Annotated in this window: 18 protein-coding genes; 15 read left to right on the top strand and 3 right to left on the bottom strand. The window is 41.0% G+C overall.

Annotated features, from left to right (window positions below):
• Positions 1-238 precede the first annotated feature (238 nt).
• From ACHFIY_RS10905 to feoB, 3 genes are all read left to right on the top strand, one after another.
• Positions 239-742 (top strand): cupin domain-containing protein, encoded by a 504-nt coding sequence (locus ACHFIY_RS10905; RefSeq protein ID WP_410846126.1) that lies wholly within the window; start codon positions 239-241, stop codon positions 740-742.
• 539 nt (positions 743-1,281) lie between these two features.
• Complete coding sequence (locus tag ACHFIY_RS10910) at positions 1,282-2,076, top strand: DUF4290 domain-containing protein (RefSeq protein ID WP_410846127.1); 795 nt, start codon at positions 1,282-1,284, stop codon at positions 2,074-2,076.
• A gap of 220 nt (positions 2,077-2,296) precedes the next feature.
• On the top strand, positions 2,297-4,417 hold the full coding sequence (gene feoB / locus ACHFIY_RS10915) for a ferrous iron transport protein B (protein WP_410846128.1): 2,121 nt from the start codon (positions 2,297-2,299) through the stop codon (positions 4,415-4,417).
• Between the two features lie 7 nt (positions 4,418-4,424).
• Here the strand turns inward: feoB and ACHFIY_RS10920 are convergent, their stop codons facing one another.
• Positions 4,425-4,793 (bottom strand): MerC domain-containing protein, encoded by a 369-nt coding sequence (locus ACHFIY_RS10920; protein ID WP_410846129.1) that lies wholly within the window; start codon positions 4,791-4,793, stop codon positions 4,425-4,427.
• Positions 4,794-4,911: 118 nt separating this feature from the next.
• On the opposite strand from ACHFIY_RS10920, the gene ACHFIY_RS10925 reads away from it, so the two are divergent.
• Complete coding sequence (locus ACHFIY_RS10925) at positions 4,912-5,568, top strand: SCO family protein (RefSeq protein ID WP_410846130.1); 657 nt, start codon at positions 4,912-4,914, stop codon at positions 5,566-5,568.
• Positions 5,569-5,624: 56 nt separating this feature from the next.
• Here the strand turns inward: ACHFIY_RS10925 and ACHFIY_RS10930 are convergent, their stop codons facing one another.
• Complete coding sequence (locus ACHFIY_RS10930) at positions 5,625-8,891, bottom strand: glycosyltransferase family 117 protein (protein WP_410846131.1); 3,267 nt, start codon at positions 8,889-8,891, stop codon at positions 5,625-5,627.
• Positions 8,892-9,279: 388 nt separating this feature from the next.
• Between ACHFIY_RS10930 and ACHFIY_RS10935 the strand changes: the two genes are divergently transcribed.
• The 4 genes from ACHFIY_RS10935 (at position 9,280) to ACHFIY_RS10950 (ending at position 13,628) form a co-directional block, all read left to right on the top strand.
• Positions 9,280-10,236, top strand: coding sequence for a YHYH protein (locus ACHFIY_RS10935; protein ID WP_410846132.1), 957 nt, complete (start codon positions 9,280-9,282; stop codon positions 10,234-10,236).
• A 19-nt stretch (positions 10,237-10,255) separates the two neighbouring features.
• Positions 10,256-10,876 carry a hypothetical protein gene (locus tag ACHFIY_RS10940; RefSeq protein WP_410846133.1) on the top strand — a complete coding sequence of 207 codons (621 nt, stop codon included), beginning with the start codon at positions 10,256-10,258 and terminating at the stop codon, positions 10,874-10,876.
• Between the two features lie 473 nt (positions 10,877-11,349).
• Complete coding sequence (locus tag ACHFIY_RS10945; protein WP_410846134.1) at positions 11,350-12,573, top strand: PAS domain-containing sensor histidine kinase; 1,224 nt, start codon at positions 11,350-11,352, stop codon at positions 12,571-12,573.
• On the top strand, positions 12,570-13,628 hold the full coding sequence (locus ACHFIY_RS10950) for a response regulator (protein WP_410846135.1): 1,059 nt from the start codon (positions 12,570-12,572) through the stop codon (positions 13,626-13,628). The genes ACHFIY_RS10945 and ACHFIY_RS10950 overlap by 4 nt, the downstream gene beginning before the upstream one ends.
• On the opposite strand, the gene ACHFIY_RS10955 is transcribed toward ACHFIY_RS10950, so the two are convergent.
• A complete protein-coding gene (locus ACHFIY_RS10955) occupies positions 13,612-14,013 on the bottom strand; it encodes a hypothetical protein (protein WP_410846136.1) in 402 nt (133 codons plus the stop codon). The genes ACHFIY_RS10950 and ACHFIY_RS10955 overlap by 17 nt on opposite strands.
• Positions 14,014-14,829: 816 nt before the next feature.
• On the opposite strand from ACHFIY_RS10955, the gene ACHFIY_RS10960 reads away from it, so the two are divergent.
• The 7 genes from ACHFIY_RS10960 to lpxA all read left to right on the top strand — a co-directional run bounded on the left by ACHFIY_RS10960 (position 14,830) and on the right by lpxA (position 20,624).
• Positions 14,830-15,153: a hypothetical protein gene (locus ACHFIY_RS10960; RefSeq protein ID WP_410846137.1), complete on the top strand. Its 324-nt coding sequence runs from the start codon at positions 14,830-14,832 to the stop codon at positions 15,151-15,153.
• Positions 15,154-15,178: 25 nt separating this feature from the next.
• Positions 15,179-15,955, top strand: coding sequence for an MBL fold metallo-hydrolase (locus ACHFIY_RS10965; RefSeq protein WP_410846138.1), 777 nt, complete (start codon positions 15,179-15,181; stop codon positions 15,953-15,955).
• A gap of 69 nt (positions 15,956-16,024) precedes the next feature.
• Entirely contained in the window at positions 16,025-16,810 is a 786-nt protein-coding gene (locus ACHFIY_RS10970) for a hypothetical protein (protein ID WP_410846139.1), read from the top strand.
• Positions 16,811-16,872: 62 nt separating this feature from the next.
• Positions 16,873-17,046 carry a hypothetical protein gene (locus tag ACHFIY_RS10975; protein ID WP_410846140.1) on the top strand — a complete coding sequence of 58 codons (174 nt, stop codon included), beginning with the start codon at positions 16,873-16,875 and terminating at the stop codon, positions 17,044-17,046.
• Positions 17,047-17,088: 42 nt separating this feature from the next.
• Positions 17,089-18,042 carry a ComEA family DNA-binding protein gene (locus ACHFIY_RS10980; protein WP_410846141.1) on the top strand — a complete coding sequence of 318 codons (954 nt, stop codon included), beginning with the start codon at positions 17,089-17,091 and terminating at the stop codon, positions 18,040-18,042.
• A gap of 261 nt (positions 18,043-18,303) precedes the next feature.
• Positions 18,304-19,710, top strand: a complete 1,407-nt coding sequence (locus ACHFIY_RS10985; RefSeq protein ID WP_410846142.1) for a bifunctional UDP-3-O-[3-hydroxymyristoyl] N-acetylglucosamine deacetylase/3-hydroxyacyl-ACP dehydratase — start codon at positions 18,304-18,306, stop codon at positions 19,708-19,710.
• A gap of 116 nt (positions 19,711-19,826) precedes the next feature.
• Positions 19,827-20,624 (top strand): acyl-ACP--UDP-N-acetylglucosamine O-acyltransferase, encoded by a 798-nt coding sequence (gene lpxA / locus ACHFIY_RS10990; protein ID WP_410846143.1) that lies wholly within the window; start codon positions 19,827-19,829, stop codon positions 20,622-20,624.
• The last annotated feature ends 61 nt before the right edge of the window (positions 20,625-20,685 follow it).

Below are 20,685 nucleotides of genomic sequence, written 5' to 3' on the forward strand. Positions count from 1 at the left end.
AATTGTTTTGACATACGAACAAGCCGTATCAAAAAAATATGAATTTTTTTGCCATTTTTACTATAACTCGTTGATTTGCAATGTTTAAAAAAGAAAATTATTTTAAGGGGATTAAAAAACAAGCCATGCAATCTGGCATTTATCTAGCAAAATCTAAAACTAACATCCCTTATCGACATCATTTAACCTCATTTCATTCCGTTTTCTTATCTTTCATTCCTGTATTAAATAGCATCATATGATTACTGTACAAAACCTGGTTACCCAATACCAAATGCTACCACACCCAGAAGGTGGCTATTACAAAGAAACATACCGCAGTAGTGGCAGGTTTGAACAAGAAACTAGGCGAAAGGACTTTCCTGAAGGGAGAAGCTACAGCACAGCTATTTACTTTTTATTAGAACAAGGGCAGTTCTCGGCATTTCATCGTATAAAAAGCGATGAATGCTGGCATTTTTACGGGGGTGGTGCCCTACATATATATATAGTATATCCAAATGCAGTACTGGAGGTGATAAAGCTTAGCAGCAATATGCTAAGTGGCGAAGTGTTCCAAGCGGTTGTGCCAGCCAATTGCTGGTTTGCGAGCGAGCCTGCACCAAACTCATCTTTTAGTTTTGTTGGCTGCACCGTTTCCCCTGGTTTTGAATTTGCTGATTTTGAATTGGCAGAAGCGGCAAAACTTTGTGCGGAATACCCGGAACATGCACAGATTATTAGTAGACTGTGCAGGCAATAAAGGCGATAACTTATTTATTTGTAGCCATGAAGGCACAAAAAAACCAAGAGATGCAAAATTTATTCGATGGCTACACCCATCGCTACTATATGGCGCCCCTTCAGGGCTTTGCAAGTATAGTTGCCATCAATCTCGGGTGAATAGCCGTTTTTTGCTACTATCGGTTTATAGTAAGGTTGCCAAACTTTAAAAGGTTGGCAATCTTAGTCTTATAAAGGCAAATGCTTATTTCCAATAAGGTTATTTGTAGCCATGAAGGCAAAAAACAAGAAGAAACACAAAACCCTTACTTTTTTCTTCGTTTTTTTCCTTCGTGCAACTTTGAGCCTTCGTGACAAAATTATCACCTCGCTAATTCCAAGGCAAAATTTTTATTTGCAAGCCAATTGATACATTACTTACATTTGTATATTATAATAGACAGAACAAGTTTGCCTTTACTGGCAATTAAAGTTTTTTCAAGTACAAACATTCAACTATTCCGATGATTTCCTTGACAACCTTCTTTCTTGGGGGCAAGGCATCACATTTTATTTTTTATGAATTTATTGCAATACAATACAAGCCGCAAAATTATTGGCTTACGGGAATACGGCAGGCATATACAAAGGATGGTAGATTATCTGCTAACCATTGAAGACAGGGAAGAACGCAACCAGCAAGCAAAATCGGTGATAGAACTGATGGGTTTCTTGAACCCGCACTTAAAAAATGTGGAAGACTTCAGGCACATGCTTTGGGATCATTTGTTTGCTATCAGCGATTTTAAGTTAGATGTAGATAGCCCATACCCAATACCACAGAAGGAAACCTACAAGCTAAAAGGCAATCCAATGCACTACCCGGGCAGAAACCCTAAATATGCGCACCTTGGCAAAAACATAGAACTGGTAATAGACAAAGCCCTGCAGGAAGAAGATCCAGAAAAAAGAGCAGGTTTTGCCAACAGCATAGCCTATTACATGAAACTTAGCTATAGCAACTGGCACAAAGAATCCGTTCACGACGATGCTATCCGCAGCGAGCTAAGCATAATGACCAAAGGGGAATTGGAACTTTCTAGCGCAACTGGCAGGTTAAAACAAACTTCTTTTGACAGGGAAGAGCTTGCCCGCAACAGCGACCGCAAGCAAAACTTTGGCAACCGTGCAGGTGGCGATACCAAAAGCGCTTTAAACGTGTTGCCTACACGCGGCAACGGAAGGGACAACAGGGGCAACACCCGTGACGCTGGCCTTGGAAACAGGTCCAGTACATCAAGCGCAAGGCCAGACAGCAGAAGCCCTATCAGCAACCGCACCCCTGCCAACAGAAATTTCAAAAAAAGGTTTTAAAATTTAAGTTTTTATTTAATATTCTTTTATAATAAAGAGGCTGTCCCAACATTTTGGAACAGCCTCTTTATATTATTACCCCCTGCTTAACTTAGTTATAATTCTAGCTAAGGTTATTTTAGTGTTTCCAACAATAAAAGTTCCCGATTATAACACTCCCAATTACCCTTCTTGTAATATAATACCCTTAGCTGCCATTACATTTGCATATTATAATTTATTGAAACATTCTCCTCTACATATTGCACTTGTTGGCAACCCCAACAGCGGAAAAACTTCGTTGTTCAATGCTTTAACGGGCTTGAACCAGCAGGTAGGCAATTTCCCAGGTGTAACGGTTGACAAAAAAACAGGCACCCTCGCCCTGGAAGATGGCACCAATGCCGAATTGATAGATTTGCCTGGCACTTATAGCCTATACCCACGCCGTGCGGATGAATGGGTGGCTTACAAAGTATTGATGAATGCCGATGGGGAAGAGGTAACACCAGACATGGTGCTGCTAGTGGCCGATGGTAGCAACCTAAAACGAAACCTACTTTTCTGTAGCCAGATACTAGATTTAAAAATCCCGGTAGTGGTGGCACTCACCATGAACGACTTAGCAGAAAAAAAAGGGATTAAAATAGATGTAAATGGCTTGGCTACAGATTTGGGCGTGCCTATTGTATTGATAAACCCAAGGAAAAACAAAGGTTTAGCAGAGTTAAAAAAGGCAGTGGCACAGGTAGCAAAAAACACAAGCAAAAGCCGCCAGCACGATTTTATAGACTGTGCTTCCCTAGCACCAGCAGCTATCCAACAAGTAAAAGCTATTTTCCCGCAACTGAGCGACTATGCTGCAATCCATTACCTTATCAACCACGAAAGCTTTCCTTTGGGAGATAAAGAACAGAAAGCGATTGAACAAATAGAAATTGCCAATAATTTCAACCCTACCAAAACGCAGGCAGAGGAAATAATGCAGCGTTACCACCGCATCAGGCTAACCATGCAGCAAAACGTTGTAGAGCCAGACCCATTGGGAAAGAAATTATTTACCGAAAAACTAGACAATGTGTTGCTGCACCGCACATGGGGCTACCTTATTTTGCTCTCTGTTTTATTTTTACTGTTCCAGAGTATTTTTTGGCTGGCGCAATTCCCGATGGATGGCATAGAATGGGTGTTCCAGCAAATAGGTGGCTACCTAAATGGCCATTTGCCAGAAGCTTGGTGGAGCGATTTAATGGTGAATGGATTGGTGGCAGGGCTAAGTGGCATCATGGTGTTTGTGCCTCAAATAATGATATTGTTTGGACTGATAACCATACTGGAAGACACGGGCTACATGGCACGCATTAGCTTCTTGAGCGACAAGCTGATGCGTAAAGTGGGGCTGAATGGCAAAAGCGTAATGCCCATGATCAGTGGCTTTGCCTGTGCAGTACCCGCCATCATGAGCACACGGAACATAGAAAACAAAAAGGAAAGGTTGCTCACTATCCTTATCACGCCATTAATGAGTTGCAGTGCTAGGCTGCCAGTTTACACCATACTTATATCGCTGGTCATCAGCAATAAATATTATTTCGGTTTCCTAAGCCTGCAAGGCTTGGTAATGATGGGTTTGTATTTGTTGGGCACAGTGATGGCTTTGATAGTAAGTTTTGTAGCCAAATGGCTGATACATATCAAGGAAAAGAGTTTTTTTATATTGGAATTGCCTGTTTATCGCAGCCCTCGTTGGAAAAACGCAGGCATTACCATGATAGAAAAAGCAAAGATTTTTATGCGCGATGCTGGCAGGGTAATCATGGTTATCAGCCTCTTGCTTTGGTTTTTAAGTTCATACGGCCCGGGGGATAAAATTGCTACATTAAAAGCACAAACCGAAATAGCCATACACCAACACCCCGAACAAAAAGCGGTGTTAGATAGGCAATTATCAACAGAAAAGCTGCAACATTCTTATGCTGGCATTTTAGGCAAAGCCATAGAACCAGCCATAAAACCTTTGGGCTACGATTGGAAAATTGGCATAGCCTTGATTACATCATTTGCTGCAAGGGAAGTATTTGTAGGCACCATGGCTACGCTGTATAGCGTGGAGGAAGACAATAACAATTCATCCCTCCGGGAAAAACTACAAGCTGCAAAACACCCCGATGGCACCAAGGTATATACCCTGCCCGCCGCCTTGTCATTAATGGTATTTTATGTATTGGCCATGCAGTGTATGAGCACACTGGCAGTGGTGAAACGCGAAACCAAAAGCTGGAAATGGCCAGCTATACAATTTGTATATATGACATTCTTGGCATATACCATGAGTTGGCTGGTGTATCATTTGTTTTCGTAGGCGGAACTTAATGCTTTGTTTTCCTAGAAAACCGATGGTTCACATAATGGGCAGTAATAATCAAAATTACTGCGGGGGGCAGCAGGTACAACTGCCATTGATGCCATACCTGCTTGGCTATTAAAAAACAAATCCCCATACTAAATAATGACAAGGGCAATAAATGGCGGTGGTGATGCTTAAAACCATGGTGCAAAGCATACGCCCCTACTACAAAAGCCAATGCAATCATGACGTATTCAAAAGTAACATTCTCAATGATATTGATGCCCAGAAAAGGGAGGCTGGTTATAAACAAGGGCAGCAGCGCACAATGTATGGCACAGGCTACAGAAGCCGTGATACCAAGTGCATCCCAATTTATTTTGTATCGCATAATACTGCAAAAATAGCATAGTGCAACCAAGTTGCAAATTATTTGTATATAGTTTAGCAACCTATTCCCATTGCATACAACTAAATTTGCAAATCTTTACTCACACATCCTGCCTATTATGCGTAATAAACTTTTTATATACCTAGGTTTTTTTGTTTTGCTGGTGCTTGGTTTCTGGTTTTTCCTATTCCGTGGCACAGATGCATGGAAGCCCAAGTTGCCATTACTGAGCTATGTAAAACCTTTTTCGTTCCAAAACCAAGACAATATTGCCTTTACCGACAAAGACATGCTGGGCAAAGTAGCCGTTGTAGAATATTTTTTTACCACTTGCAAAGGTATATGCCCCCGGATGAACGCCAATATGCACACTATTTACGACCAGTTTAAAGACGAGCCAAATTTTATCATTATTTCGCATAGCTGCGACCCAGAGACAGACAGTGTGCCTAGGTTGAAACATTATGCCGATAGCCTGAAAGTAAATACTAGGAAATGGATTTTCTTAACAGGCAAAAAAGACAGCCTTTACTTTCAGGCACGCAACAGCTATTTGCTAGACGACCCTAAAAACTCGCTGGAAAAAATAGAAGACCAGTTTATACATACCCAGTTTTTTGCTTTGGTAGACAAAGACGGGCAAGTGCGTGGGCAGATATATGACGGCCTAAAACAAGACGAACTAGACAAACTAAAAGAAGATATTGCCAAATTGCTTAAAGAAAAAAGCGGCAAAGGCAATTTTGTTAATGGAATTTTTAATAATAACCCATAAAAAAACGAGCAGTTTTAAAACTGCCCGTTTTTTTATTATGTGATAATACCTGCTATTTATTGCTTAGTCCCGTTGGTATCGTTGCTCATTACCTTGCCTATTTCAGGAATGGCAACTTTGGGTGCTGTATAGGCTTTTTCCATGTCCTCAATGCCTTTCAGGTAGTTTTCTGCCATCCTTCTTTCCTCGGCCATGCCATCGGCTTTGCGGCCTTCAAGCGTGTTGTAATATTTAATTTGCTGCTGCAAGTCTTTTTTAACAGATGCAGATACTTTGGCTGCCAATTCTTTGTCCTCGGCCCTATAGCAAGCCTCTAGGAACAGCAAGCTCGTCCTGTTGTGCATGTTGCCTCGGCTTACCATGCCATAAGCAAAGTTACTCTGGTCAATGCCTTTGTCTGCTTTTTCCAATATTTTCCGGGCATCTGATTTCCTGTTTTTGCCAGCCAAATAAGCAGCTAATTCAGCATAAGCCGAGCGGATAGACAATAAGTGGCGGCGGTTTTCCTCGTCATAATAAACCCCTTTTATGTCGGCATTGCCAAAACCAAACTTATTTGTCATTTTGTCTATTGCCCAGTCTGCATTAAACTCATCGTTTTCAACAGGCACTAAACGATAGCTAAGGCCATCTTTGCGCATGTATTTGCCAAAGCCCAGCTCGCCATAGGAAGAACTGAAATAAATAGGGCGTTTCCATTTGTTGGCGGCAATAATTGCCAACACAGCAAGGTCGTTTTTAAACAAGCTTTGCTTAGGTATGTCAAACGAAAGCTGGCTTACAACACTGTCTTTTGCAGTAACAGTGCCATTGGCCAACACAGTTGTTTTGTCAACAGGAAAGGTAATTTTATGTGCAGGGAAGGTGTTGATAAATTCACCTTCGCCACGGTTTTGTACCTTGTCTTGGTCGTCGCTGCCTATATAACTCATGATGCTATCAAGGTTGTATGGTTTGCTGTCAGGAAAAGAAGCATTAGCTTGAAAAGGCACATAGTCCCTTTTGCGGCCTTCAATTTGGTCTGCCGTGTATATCACATCTATAGGATCGCTTAGGTTTACCTTGTAGCGCAATTGGTTGATGTACCAGTCTATGCCTAGCAAGCTATTGTTTATTACCCTTACATCTTTCCTGATTCCTTCTACTTCTTGCGCATACCATAATGGATAGGTATCGTTATCTCCAAAAGTAAAAAGGATTGCGTTGGGGGCACAGCTTTCCAAGTAGTCTTTCGCCAAATCCCTTGATAAGGTTTTTTTGCTTCGGTCATGGTCGTCCCATTCTTGTTGACCCATGATGGCAGGCACAGCCAGCATACAGCTTAGCGTAGCAAGAGTGGCCGCCACTGTTTGTGAAACTTTTAGCTTGCTAAACCATTCACTTACCATCAATACACCCAACCCAATCCAAATGGCAAAGGCATAAAAACTGCCCACATAAGCATAGTCCCGTTCCCTTGGCTGATAGCCAGCTTGGTTTAGGTAAAGCACAATAGCGAAACCTGTGAAGAAGAAAAGCAAGAAGCTAACAAAAGCATCGTCCCTTTTTTTCTTGTATTGGTAAAACACGCCCAGCAAGCCTAAAATAAATGGCAAGCCAAATAGCTTGTTGTGTGCCTTGTTGGTTTTTAAACTATCGGGCAATGCAGACTGGTCGCCATAAAAAATATTATCTATAAAATCTATACCAGTAATCCAGTTGCCATCCCTTACATTACCGCCAAACATGCCTTGTATGTCATTTTGCTTGCCGCTAAAGTTCCACATAAAGTAGCGGAAATACATCCAGTAAAACTGGTAGGTGGCAAAGAAATAAATATTGTCTTTCTGGTCTGGCGTCCTTTCATAAGCACCGTCCTTGGTTTTGTTGATGTCTAGCATGTAGGCATAGTAGTCAGCATGGTTTTGGTCGTTGCTTGCATCCCAAACCCTAGGCAATACCATTTTGTCATCTGGGGAATATACATAATGCCCGTCTTTGCCTATTTCTACATATTTGTCTTTGCCTTTTTGGTACTTGGTAGTAGTGGTTTTATAGTCAACCGGCTGTGCAGTAAACTTCTGCCCGTATAGCAATGGGAAATCGCCATACTGGTCACGGCCAAGGTAGCCTACTAGGCTCAATGGGTTGTCCACATTATACATATCCACGGCAGGGTCTGCATTGCTGCGTATCATGGTAGTAAGGTAAGTGCTGTAGCCAATAAGCATAAAGGTAAAACACCATACGCCCAAGCGTAGATACGCCCAGCTATTTTTATTGGCAAGGCGTAGTAAGTACCAAAGCACAACGGCTAGGAGCAAAAAGAAAAAACTAAAGCCCGTAAAGAAAGGCAAGCCAAAACTATTTACAAAAGTGCGGTCGAAAAACCCTGCCATGCCAATGCTGTATTGGATAACACCAAGCTGCACCACGCCTGTAATAATACAACCAATCAAAAAGAAAATATAGATGCCGCCGTGGTATGCTTTTTTCTCTTTGCTGCTCTGCGATTCAATTAGGTAAAAAAGCCCAACTGCTAAAATAGTCCCCAGAATCATCAAGCCGCCCATGGTTGTGTCAACTGCTAGGCCACGTTGTTCATTCGCTTCGCCATTTGCACCAATCAATGCACCTATAAAAGCAAGTACTCCGCCACCTATCAATAACCTCAAAAACCACTTGCGGATTACGTTGTAGTTGAATGTGTTTTGGCGTTTATGGTAATACACCATCACAATAGAAGGTATGGTCAAAAGGTTTAACAAGTGAACGCCTATTGATAATCCCATCAAGAAAAAGATACAAATAATCCATTTATCAGCCCCTGGCTTGTCAGCTTCCTGCTCCCATTTCAAGATAGCCCAAAACACGATAGCAGTGAAAAAAGAACTCATGGCATATACCTCGCCCTCTACTGCGCTGTACCAAAAGCTGTCGCTGAATGTGTAGGCAAAAGCACCTACTGCACCCGCACCCATGATGCTCCAGGCTTGGTAGGCAGAGATGGTATCGGTAACTTTTACTTTTAAAATGCGGCGGGCAAAATGCGTAATGCTCCAAAACAGGAATAAGATGGTAAATCCGCTAGCCAAGGCACTCATGATGTTTACTGCCTTGGCAGCCGTTAAAGGATTGTCGCCAAAAAGGATGATAAAAAAACGACCCATTAACACAAACAACGGCGCCCCAGGCGGATGGGGGATCTGCACTTTAAAACAGCTACTTACAAACTCGCCGCAATCCCAAAAACTGCCGCCCGCCTCTGCGGTAAGTATATAAACGGCACAGGCCACTAGGCAAACTACCCAGCCAACAATGTTATTAATCCTACTAAAATTCATTCGTTTTGCTTTTTTAAAGAAAATGAGGTAGGCAAACATAGTTGATTGAATGGAAAATGGAAAATTTGGTTATAAGGCAATAGGCGGACAGACAAACGAATTGCAAAAAATGCAAATTATTTAACAATATGCATGGTTTTTTTGCCATGAAGGCACGAAGGCTGAAAGTGGCACGAAGTAAAGAACATGAAAAAAGTAGTGTTAAAATGTGTTGTTTTCAAAACCTTTAAGGGTTTTGACCCATATAATAGAGTTTATATCAATTAGAAATCTTACAGTCCCGTGCGAGATAAAAACCTGAAAAAATCATATTAAAAAAACTTTTATGAAAGCAAAGGGAAATTGTAGGATGCTCGTCTAATGCGTATTAGTAGTAAAAATAAAAATTATGAAATACACGTTTGTAGTGGCAGCAGCAGCATTTTGTTTGTTTATTTCTTGTAAAAAAAGCAGTAGTTCAGCCAGCACTAATCAAACAGTTATTAATGTTGACAAATCCAAGTTTTTGTCTGTTGGATTAGCAGAATCAATTAGTATTGTTTCCCGTACACTTTCAAACGGAACAACTGCCGATTGCTATAAAATAGTTACCAAAAGCACACCAACCGACCATAACATGGGCCCGTGGTGCCCAACAAATATTACCGACGATGCCAGCAAAGGCGGCATTTGGCTGGAAGGTGGCAAAGTGTACGATGTGGATGGTGCTTTTGTAAAAAACCTAGCTACCTTTTACAAGGATACTACTTGGAAGATGTATAACACCACAACTGGCGTTATCACCAAAACAAAAACTTTGGCAGATTGCCAAGCTGCCGCTAACCCCAATGTAGGCGTTGCTTATAAAAACTATTGTGTAGAGTGCCTGCCTTCTTATGTGTCCACATTAACCCAAACAATATATATCCCTATTACGCCAGTAAAATTAAGCTCGCCTGTAAGCTTTGGAAATGGCCCAATGTCTGCCGGGCCAACCATCAGGGGCATTGCGTTTAATGGCGTTTTGTTCGATCCCCCAGCACCTACAAGCATCATATTGGGGGCTTACACTTTAGCCCCTTTTGACGATGCTGGCGGCCACATCAACCTAAATGCAGGTTACCACTATCATGCAGCCACTGGCATGTCAACAAAAATTACGCAGGCAGACGGCCATGCCGCAATGATTGGTTATGCTTTGGATGGCTTTGGGATATATGAAAGATTAAGTGCTGCCGGAACAGAATATACAGATTTGGATGTAAGCAGGGGGCATTATGACTCTACAAGGGGCTACCATTACCATGTAGATAAAGCAGGTGCCAACAATTTCATCAATAGCTTAGCTGGCGCATACGCAAACTAGGACCCATAAAAGGTTAAATGTGAAAATAATATATTTAATCCTGCTATTGATGAGTGCAGGGGGTGTTCATGCCCATGTTCCCGAATTATCTAGCTGTATGATGTATGAGCAAAATGGCAAAACCATATTACTCATAAGGACTTCTGTTACTGCTTTTGAAGGGGAGATAGGCTACCGATACAGCAAAGATGCTTACAAAACCCCTCAAGCATTTAAACAGTTGGTGATTAAAGATTTCGAGAAAAATTGTTTCGTAGTTATTAATAACGACACTGTGCAATTAATCAATCCTTATATCAACCTAGGTCATGAAACCACCCTATTTGCCGAGTTGATGGATATGCCCCCAACAATAAATACTTTGCAAGTAAAGAATACGCTGTTTAAAGATTTCAACAATAACAAGTGCGAGCTAATCCTTATGCTCAAAAACTATCCACCATTTCAATATATATTGAACAAAGACAATCAACTAGAAGTTAACCTGAAATTAGAAAATGGGAAATGGGTAGTTGATGAAGTTGCAACCCATTTCTATAAAACTTCAATATTTATATTCTGGGGCTTGTTCTTATCGCTTGCAGTAATGATAGGGGCAGTAGTAGTTGTTTTAAAAAAGAAAATGTCAAGCAATCCCTAACCATGCACTTAGCGGGTATGCGGTGCAAAACTTATTAGTGTTGTATTATCTTCATTGCCATGAATAGGATGTCACATTGCGTTTTCGTTGCACAAGGTTTTTGCTATTTTGGCGGATAAATCTTTTAATAACGTTTCCGAAATAACTTTCCTCAATCAGGTTAATTTCTAAAAGATTATTTAACCGCAAAGAAGCACAAAGAGAATCCCTTTTAAGAGAAAACGTTTCACTTAAAGGACACAAAGAACAGTACAAATAGGCTGATAAAATGAAAAAGTTTATTCGGAAATGGGGAAATTTATTTTAACAATTTTGCTTAAACATAAGCTACTAATAAAAGGAGGGTGCATTCCAATCACGCTAAAAATAATTCCAAGCATTGTATTATTAAACTAACAAATAAATGACTCCTGTCATGTCCGCCTCCGTTAAAAATCAGTTTATAGCCATAAAATAGGTTTACTTTTAACGCCATGCAAAAAAGTATTTCTTATAATGAAGAAAGATTCCGGGCTTTGTTTGAGTATGCTAGCGACGGCATATTGGTAACGGATGCCGCGGGCGTAATTTTGCTGGTAAACCCGGCGGCGGAAAGGCTTTTTGGGTATGCAAAAGATGAGCTGCTGGGCAATAAAGTAGAAATGCTGATACCCCAACGCATAGCCGGAAAGCATATACAGCTAAGGGAAGGCTTCCACCGCAACCCACATGCCCGCTCTATGGGCACGGGCAGGGACTTGCATGGCATGAAAAAAGACAAGACAGAATTCCCCGTTGAAGTAAGCCTTAGCCCCTTTACGGCCAGCGAAGGTAATTTTGTAATAGCCTTTATCATTGATATTACCCTGCGCAAAGGCTTTGAGACAGATATACAACGCCAAAAGCAAGAATTGGAAAAACTGGCACTGGAACTGGAAAAAAGGGTAAAAGACCGCACGATGATTTTGGAGGAAGCCCTGCAGCAATTGGAAAAATCGAGGGAGGAACTGAGTGCCGCACTGGAAAAAGAAAAGGAAGTAAATGAGATGAAATCTAAGTTTGTTTCCATGGCCTCGCATGAATTCCGCACGCCACTGGCCACGATATTGTCTTCCTTGAACCTGGTGAGCCGCTACAGCGAGATGGACGATAAAACCAATGAGCAAAGGCATATACTGCGCATAAAAAAATCAATCAACCACCTTACAGATTTACTGAACGATGTATTGTCTATCAGTAAACTGGAGGAAGGCAAAACAGTTTGCTCGCCTAGCTTGTTTGATATTGCTTCATTTACTAGCCAGCTTATCTTGGAATTGGAAGAAGCATCGCAAAACAACCGCATTGTATATACACACCATGGGGAGGCCGAGGTATTGCTGGATGATAAATTTTTGCGCATCATTTTGCTCAACCTTATTTCCAATGCCATCAAATTCTCCCCTGTTGGTGCTACCGTTGAAGTAAGCACGAAAGTAACGGAAACGGATATTGAAATAATAGTCAGCGACAACGGCATTGGCATTTCGACAGCGGATGTGGAACACCTTTTTGAGCGTTTTTTCCGAGGCAACAATGCTGCAAATATTCAAGGCACTGGCCTTGGCCTAAACATTGTTGCCCGCTACTTGGAACTGCTGGGCGGCACTATAAATGTAAGCAGCAAGCTGAACGAAGGCACTTCGTTTACCGTTTTACTACCTAAAAATATTGCATGAAAAAAATATTATTGATTGAGGACAATACCGAAATGCGTGAAAATATCCAGGAGATACTTACGCTTGCGGGGTATGCAGTAACTGCTGCCAGTAATGGCAAGGAAGGGGTGGCTTTTGCACAAAGCGAAAAGCCAGACTTGATTGTTTGCGACATCATGATGCCATTGCTGGATGGGTATGGCGTGCTGCACATGCTATCTCGTCAAGAAAAAACGGCTAGTGTACCCTTTATTTTTTTGACGGCCAAGGCCGAGAAATCAGATTTCAGGAAGGGGATGGAAATGGGTGCAGACGATTATGTAACGAAGCCTTTTGAAGACGTAGAGCTGCTGAACGCCATAGAAAGCAGACTAAGGAAAACAGAAATTTTGAAAAAAGAATTCAGCAAGGATATACAGGGTCTGGACGATTTTATAAGCGATGTGAAAGGGATTGAAACCTTAAAAGAACTGGCAGCAAAAAGGGAATTGAAAAGCTACCGCAAAAAGGATGATATATATAAAGAGGGCAGTTACCCTAGGGGCGTGTATTTTATAGAAAAAGGCAAAGTAAAAACAGGAAGGCAAAACGACAATGGGAAAGAACTGATAACAGGGCTGTACAAAGAAGGGGAATTTTTTGGCTACCTAGCTTTGCTGGAAGATAGTAAATATAACGAAACTGCCACTGTGCTGGAAGATGCGGACATTTATTTGCTGCCGAGGGAGGAGTTTAATACACTCATTTACCACAATCCGCATGTAGCCGCCAAGTTTATAAAAATGCTGAGCAACAGCTTGGGCGATAAAGAAAGCCAACTGGTAAAACTGGCCTATAATTCTGTGCGCAAAAAAGTGGCAGATGCACTGGTAACCTTGCACGACAGGTTTAACAAAGAGTCGGAAAAAACATTCACGATCAATATTTCGAGGGAAGACTTGGCAAATATTGCTGGCACTGCCACCGAAAGCACCATCCGTACATTAAGCGATTTTAAAGATGAGAAGCTAGTAGAAGTGCAAGCTGGCAAAATAACCTTGCTGGATTATAAAAAATTGCTCACGATGCGGGATTGATTTTTGCAAAGTCCATGTGCGATGAAATAAGCTCGCCTTGCCTGTTTTGCTCAAACAATGTCCAAGCATCGGTAACGGTTGTTTCCAGCCATACATTACCCGATTTTCTAAATACCTGCGTATGCAATTTGTACAGGTGCTTAAATTTTTCTTCCAGTTCACGTACCGTCATAAGCGGTGTTATTAAAATAGGGGAAATGTCGTACAATACAGGCCTGAACTCAAACAGTCTCTTATTGCCACTGCCAATATGCCTACGCACGCCAAGTGGGCCAGGCATATTCATATCTTTCTCAAAAAACTCAATTTTCAAAAAAGGGAAAGTGTTATTAAACACCTGCTGGACTGTTGCAATTTTCATTGCATCATCAAGTTCTATTTCCATTTCCATTACTGCTACTTTATAAAGCAAAGCTATTTATCTACATAGTAAAAAATAATGACAGTTGTCAGTTCTAGTTTTTTGGGGTGCATTTCAAATCTTCGCTTTTTATTCCCCTTTTTTATTTATCAGCAAGATAGATAATTGATGGTGATAGGCGTACCCTAATTCCCGACCTCACCCCAACCCTCTCCAAAGGGAAAGGGAGCAAGAACAAGGGAGAGGGGGCAAGAAAAAACGAGGGAATAAGAAGAACTAAGCGAAGATTTGGAATGGGTTATTTTCTGCTTTTAAGTGATTTATTTTTTTTCTATTTCTCCTTTTTGCCTATAACTCATTGATATTCAGTTGTTTGTGTTTTTTAAGCCTCATTTTTTATTATAATTTAAATGAATTTTATGATAATGTATTGATAATGGAATGATAGTTTTACTATAGTAAATTGATAATTTATTGATAAGAAACTGATAGGATTTTGGTAGTGGATTATCATTTTCCTAAACCAACTAACATCCGATGCTGGAAGCAAGGCCAAGATGCCCTTAGTTCCCCGTTTAATGTAAAATTGGCATGAATAGGTATATAGTCCAAAATAAAAATCCTATATGGGGGAAATATTCCCCCATAAGTATCCAAAATTTCCCCCATATAGGATACTTTTTAAACCTAGATTTTGCAGTTGAAATCTATTGAAAACAACAAAAAACGAAATTTTGAAATGCAGCCGTTTTTTGGAAAGGAAAATTAAACATCGACTTTCATTTTCCTTTCCAAAAAACATTTATAGACATTGGTGGATAACAAAACGCTGGTTTAAACATGGCCTGTTCTATTTTTACCCTACTAACCTCATCGGTAAACAGGGATATGAAAATTACACAAGGAAACTTAAACAAATTAGAAGCTATTTTATCGCAGAGCGAATATATGGTACGCTACGAGAGAGGCAACTTTCAAAGTGGCTGGTGCTTGCTGGAGGCAAAAAAAGTGGTGGTGCTGAACAAGTTTTTAGATATGCCAGGCAGGGTAAATACTTTGCTAGATTTAATACCACAAATCAATATCAACTTCGATAAATTGACTTTGGAAAGCCAAAAACTATATGAGGAAGTAAGCCAGCAATTTGCAATGGCTTCTGTTTAATGAATTCTTTACTTATTTTTGAACGGTGAACAACGTTCCCTTATCTATTACTTTTCTTGGCACTGGCACTAGTTCGGGCGTACCGATGATAGGCTGTGACTGTGCCGTTTGCACATCGCATAACCCGGAAGACAAAAGGCTAAGAAGCAGTATTTTAATAAAGTCCCCAACAACCACGCTGGTTATAGACACCACGCCAGACTTTAGGTACCAAATGCTTCGTATCAACAATAAGCATTTAGATGCGGTATTGTTCACCCACCCCCATAAAGATCATATTGCTGGGCTAGACGATGTGCGGCCATACAACTATTTCCAACATACCAGTATCCATGTATATGCAAACGCCATTACCGAGGAAAACCTCAGGCGTGAATTTTATTATGCTTTTTCCGATACAAAACTGGAGGGGCTGCCAGATATTGTTTTGCATACCATTGATTTGTCACCATTTTCCATTGGCGATATTGATATAATCCCTATTTTAGTATGGCACAAAAAAATGCCTGTTTATGGCTACCGGATCGGCAATTTTACCTATATTACCGATGCCAACAGGATTGACGATGTGGAGAAGGAGAAAATAAAAGGGACTACCATATTGGTAATAAATGCCTTGCGGAAAAAGAAGCACCAGTCGCATTTTACGCTGGAAGAAGCAGGTGCCATAGTAACCGAGCTTGGCATACCAGAAACCTATTTCACGCACATAAGCCACCAGCTAGGCCTCCACGATGAAATAAATAGCGAATTGCCTCAAGGCAGCTTTTTGGCTTATGATGGGTTGGTATTAAATGTATAAATGGCTTCACTCAAATAATATGAAAATCATTTAATCAGTGGCCTAAAATGGCTATAACATAAATTCGCAATGAGGCAAAAAGCAATTTCATATATACTTTTGGCTATTATCTTTTGCAATGGCTTTAAAGCTATATCACAACAGTTGGCTAATAAAGACCAACCGCTATCGGAAATAAACAAATGGTTCAACGCTTGGGAAATGGTTTGGAAAAAGTGCTACAAACTAAAAAAAATTAAGCCCGTCGATTTTGTTTTGTTTGACGAAACATTTGTTTATACAAATTCCAACATAACAGGTGAAGGCGGAGACAAAGTAGCAGGCCCAAATTTACTGAACGAAAAAATTAAATGGATAAAGAAACCTTACAATGATTCAATAGTACAACCTAATGGACAAAAAAGAAAAGTAGAAATAATGTCTTTTGCATCCCAGAATACCAAGGGCAACCCCTTCTTCGTGATGCCATTGCCCAGTTATTGGAAAAAAAATGGGGTGAGCGACCACGGGATAGGAATTGAAATTCTAGTAACCTGTGTGTTTCTACACGAATTTGGGCATACACAGCAAATGCAAAGCCTAGACAGCATAGATGTTGTTATTGAAAAGTATAGCAAAGCGCACCCTGCCGAAAATATTTCTGACGACATTTTGCAAGACAATTATGAAGCCGATAGCGCATACACGTATTCCTACTCAATGGAAACAAAATTATTTAACAAGGCGGCATTTTCTACTAATGAAGCAGAAATGAAAAAATGGGCAAAAGACGGAATTGCCCTGCTAAAATCAAGGCAAACCAAATGCTTAATAACCGATAATAGAGACATTGTCATTATAGACAATTTCTTTTAACGCTTGAAGGTGTAGGCCAATTTACTGCTTTTTTATGGCTTACTAATAAATATGGACGTGGGATGAGCGAAATGGATGCCCGAAAAGCAATGAAAACAAAATCGTGGTCACAGGAACAAGGGATTGATGCGCTTATTTTATTGAGCAGGTTTATTACAGCTAAAGAAATAGGCAAACTTATGTTTGAAAAAAACCTAACACCTGCTATTGATTTGATTGAAAAACAAATTGAATAATTTTAGTAAATAAATAACCAATAAACCCCCAATAACTACACTATGAAAAAAATACTGAAAGACTATTTCACCTTCTCTAAAAAAGAAAGGAACGCAGCTATTATATTATCGCTATTCATAGGTTTCTTTTTGGCGCTGCCTTATATGTACACTGGCAAAAAGAAAATGCCCGCTGCGCTAGACCCAAAATTGCAGCAACAAATGGCCATGTTGCAACCAAACAACCCAAACAGCGATAGCAACCACAATAATGAAGATGAAGGCATAACCACTGCCTACACCCCATCGTATAACAAAGAAAATACTGTTTTTGAACCATTTGAATTTGACCCCAACACTGTTGACGCAGATGGCTGGAAAAAACTAGGCCTGCGTGAAAAAACCATCCACACCCTATTCAATTACCGCAGCAAGGGCGGGCAATTTAGGCAGCCAGAAGATATTAAGAAAATATGGGGTCTACGGCCAGAGGAGGCAGAGCGGATAATACCTTATTGCAAAATTGCAAACACGCAGCCTGCTTACACCAATACCAAGCAAAGCTGGGCCTACCCTGCAAAAGCAGCCGCAAAGCCAACCATTGTTGACATTAACACCGCTACCACGGAAGATTTGAAACCAATACCCGGCATGGTGAATGGCATACAATACCGCATAGTAAGGTACAGGGAAAAACTGGGCGGGTTCTTAAACATTGCACAGGTAAAAGAAACTTACAACCTGCCCGACAGTTCATTTGAACAAATGCGGCCTTATTTCAAATTGGATAACACTAACATTGCTAAAATAAACATCAACCGTGCATCGGAATATGAATTGGGTTCGCACCCATATATCAACCGGGATATTGCAGGGGCCATTGTCTTGTACCGCCAGCAGCATGGCACCTACCAAGCGGTAAGCGACATTAAAAAGATACCATTTATCAAAGAGCCGTTATACGAAAAAATTGCCCCTTATTTAACTGTGGAGCAATATGGCACTTCGCATCCTTAGCAATTAATATTTCTTTTGCTACAAAGGCCTGATGACAAGAAGTAGCCCTAAGAAAAAAGAAGGAACCCAATCTATGTTTTGCCTAACTTTTTTCCCTTAAACCTTGGTGCTTCTTTGTATTTTGGAGTCTTCGTGGCTATACTCAATCTTTGTGGCAAGCACTAGAAATAACAAAAAAAGCACTAAATATGCACGGTTGAAAACATTTCTGCAAAACCTCAACCGAAGGCTTATTTTTGCCGACTTGAAAAAAGATATTGAATGGATATACATTTTAACCCTGACAAGCAGCATACACTAAGCAGTGTTATCAATATTACAGGGACGGGCTTACACACAGGCATTTTGGTTGACATGTCGCTGAAACCTGCCAACCCTGGCTTTGGCTTGCAGTTTCAAAGGATAGACCTGCCTGGGCAGCCCTTAATAAAGGCAGATTGCGATTTGGTTACCGATACTAGCCGTGGCACTACCCTGCAAATTGGCGAAGCCAAAGTAAGCACCGTGGAACATATACTTGCTGCGCTGGTAGGCATGGGTGTTGATAATGTGCTGATAGAACTAAATGGCCCTGAAATACCCATAATGGATGGCAGTTCGCAGCCTTTCATAGAATCTATAGAAAAAGCAGGCGTTGCCGAGCAGGAAGCTGCCAAGGCGTGGTACAGCATAGAAGAAAATATTTATCATTACGATGAAGAAAAGCGGGTAGAAATGGTGGCTTTGCCAGCCATGGACTATCAGCTTACAACTTTGATAGATTTTAACAGCCCAGTGCTAGGCACGCAACATGCTGGCTTGAAAACCATCCGTGATTTTAAAAATGAAATAGCCCCTTGCCGCACATTTTGTTTTTTACATGAATTGGAAACATTGCTGGAACACGACCTGATTAAGGGTGGCGACATCAACAATGCAATAGTAGTTGTGGACAGGCAGGTTTCGGACGAAGAAATGGCCCGCTTGGCTAAAGTATTTAACCGAGAAAAAATAGAAGTAAAAACAGAAGGGTACTTAAACAATCTGGAACTACGTTTCCCCAATGAGCCTGCAAGGCATAAGCTGTTGGATGTAGTAGGCGACTTGGCACTTGTTGGCTACCCAATAAAGGCTAGGATTATTGCAAATAGGCCGGGGCATAGCACCAATGTGGCTTTTGCAAAAAAAATAAAGCAATACATTAAAAAGAACAAGAACATCAAGGATGTGCCTGTTTACAACCCTGCCCTGCCAGCCGTGTTTAACTTGGCCAAGATAGAGCAAACATTGCCGCACCGTTTCCCGTTCCTGCTGGTAGATAAAATAACAGAATTATCAGACAAGCATATTATCGGCATTAAAAACGTAACCTACAACGAGTGGTTTTTTCAAGGCCACTTCCCAAATAACCCAGTGATGCCGGGCGTGCTGCAAATAGAAGCATTGGCACAAACAGGGGGTATTTTATGTATCAACCTTATGCCCGAAGGCCAGTTTGATACCTATTTCTTGAAAATAGACAACTGTAAGTTTAAACAAAAAGTAGTGCCCGGCGACACGATGATACTAAAAATGGAACTGATAGACCCTATACGCAGGGGGATATGCAGCATGAGGGGCACTGTTTATGTAAATGGCAAAGTAGCCACAGAGGCCGACTTGGTAGCACAAGTAGTTAAGAGAAGTTAACTGCCTGCTTATAATTATTTTGTAAATAATGCCAATAATTAAAATTTGGCATCTTTTTTATTAATGTGGTCATACTTATGCAAACATTGTTGGCCACGAAACCCAAAAAAAAGCGGATGACACATCCCTACACCTACATAGATCCTAATGCCAAAGTAGCATCTAATGTAAAAATAGATCCTTTTACCGTGATCCATGGAGACGTGGTCATAGGTGAAGGCACGTGGATAGGCAGCAATGTTACCATCATGGAAGGCACACGGATAGGCAAGAACTGTCGCATTTTCCCTGGGGCTGTTTTAGGTGCTATACCCCAAGATTTAAAATTCAGCGGCGAAAAAACAACCGTGGAAGTAGGCGACAACACCACCGTGAGGGAATTTGTTACCATTAACCGTGGCACAGACGACCGTGGAAAAACCAAAGTGGGCAGCAATTGCCTAATTATGGCTTACTGCCATGTGGCGCACGACTGCATTGTGGGCAACAATTGCATACTTAGCAACAGCGTGCAGCTTGCAGGGCATGTGGTAGTAGGCGACTGGAGCGTAATTGGCGGCGTAAGTGCCGTGCACCAGTTTGTACATATTGGCCAGCATACTTTTATAGCAGGGGGCAGCTTGGTAAGCAAAGACGTGCCGCCTTATATAAAAGCCGTGAGGAACCCTTTGAGCTATGGCGGCGTTAACAGCGTAGGCTTGAAAAGAAGGGGCTTTACATTGACCCAGATAAACCATATTTTAGATATTTACAGGGTAATATATAGCCGTGGACTAAATACCTCCCAAGCAATTGATTTTATTGAAGAAGAAATTGCCGCAAGCGACGAACGGGATGAAATTGTAACTTTTATCAGGGACAGTGGCCGGGGCATTATTAAACGCTTTGGCAAAAATGGAAGTGGGGAGGAGTAGTAGGGAGTTGTAGGTTTTACGTTATAAGGAGTAAGTTTTCTGATGGTTGGTGTCTCACCAA

The organism is Parasediminibacterium schistidii, assembly GCF_046546515.1.
In the GTDB taxonomy this organism is placed as follows: domain Bacteria; phylum Bacteroidota; class Bacteroidia; order Chitinophagales; family Chitinophagaceae; genus Parasediminibacterium.

Coding starts and splice junctions, on each gene's coding strand:
- ACHFIY_RS10930 (WP_410846131.1), bottom strand. CDS start 8,891: ATGAATTTTAGTAGGATTAATAACATTGTTGGCTGGGTAGTTTGCCTA.
- ACHFIY_RS10970 (WP_410846139.1), top strand. CDS start 16,025: ATGAGGCAAAAAGCAATTTCATATATACTTTTGGCTATTATCTTTTGC.
- ACHFIY_RS10975 (WP_410846140.1), top strand. CDS start 16,873: ATGAGCGAAATGGATGCCCGAAAAGCAATGAAAACAAAATCGTGGTCA.
- ACHFIY_RS10945 (WP_410846134.1), top strand. CDS start 11,350: ATGCAAAAAAGTATTTCTTATAATGAAGAAAGATTCCGGGCTTTGTTT.
- lpxA (WP_410846143.1), top strand. CDS start 19,827: ATGACACATCCCTACACCTACATAGATCCTAATGCCAAAGTAGCATCT.
- ACHFIY_RS10920 (WP_410846129.1), bottom strand. CDS start 4,793: ATGCGATACAAAATAAATTGGGATGCACTTGGTATCACGGCTTCTGTA.
- ACHFIY_RS10950 (WP_410846135.1), top strand. CDS start 12,570: ATGAAAAAAATATTATTGATTGAGGACAATACCGAAATGCGTGAAAAT.
- ACHFIY_RS10985 (WP_410846142.1), top strand. CDS start 18,304: ATGGATATACATTTTAACCCTGACAAGCAGCATACACTAAGCAGTGTT.
- ACHFIY_RS10935 (WP_410846132.1), top strand. CDS start 9,280: ATGAAATACACGTTTGTAGTGGCAGCAGCAGCATTTTGTTTGTTTATT.
- ACHFIY_RS10960 (WP_410846137.1), top strand. CDS start 14,830: ATGGCCTGTTCTATTTTTACCCTACTAACCTCATCGGTAAACAGGGAT.
- ACHFIY_RS10925 (WP_410846130.1), top strand. CDS start 4,912: ATGCGTAATAAACTTTTTATATACCTAGGTTTTTTTGTTTTGCTGGTG.
- ACHFIY_RS10980 (WP_410846141.1), top strand. CDS start 17,089: ATGAAAAAAATACTGAAAGACTATTTCACCTTCTCTAAAAAAGAAAGG.
- ACHFIY_RS10910 (WP_410846127.1), top strand. CDS start 1,282: ATGAATTTATTGCAATACAATACAAGCCGCAAAATTATTGGCTTACGG.
- ACHFIY_RS10955 (WP_410846136.1), bottom strand. CDS start 14,013: ATGGAAATAGAACTTGATGATGCAATGAAAATTGCAACAGTCCAGCAG.
- ACHFIY_RS10905 (WP_410846126.1), top strand. CDS start 239: ATGATTACTGTACAAAACCTGGTTACCCAATACCAAATGCTACCACAC.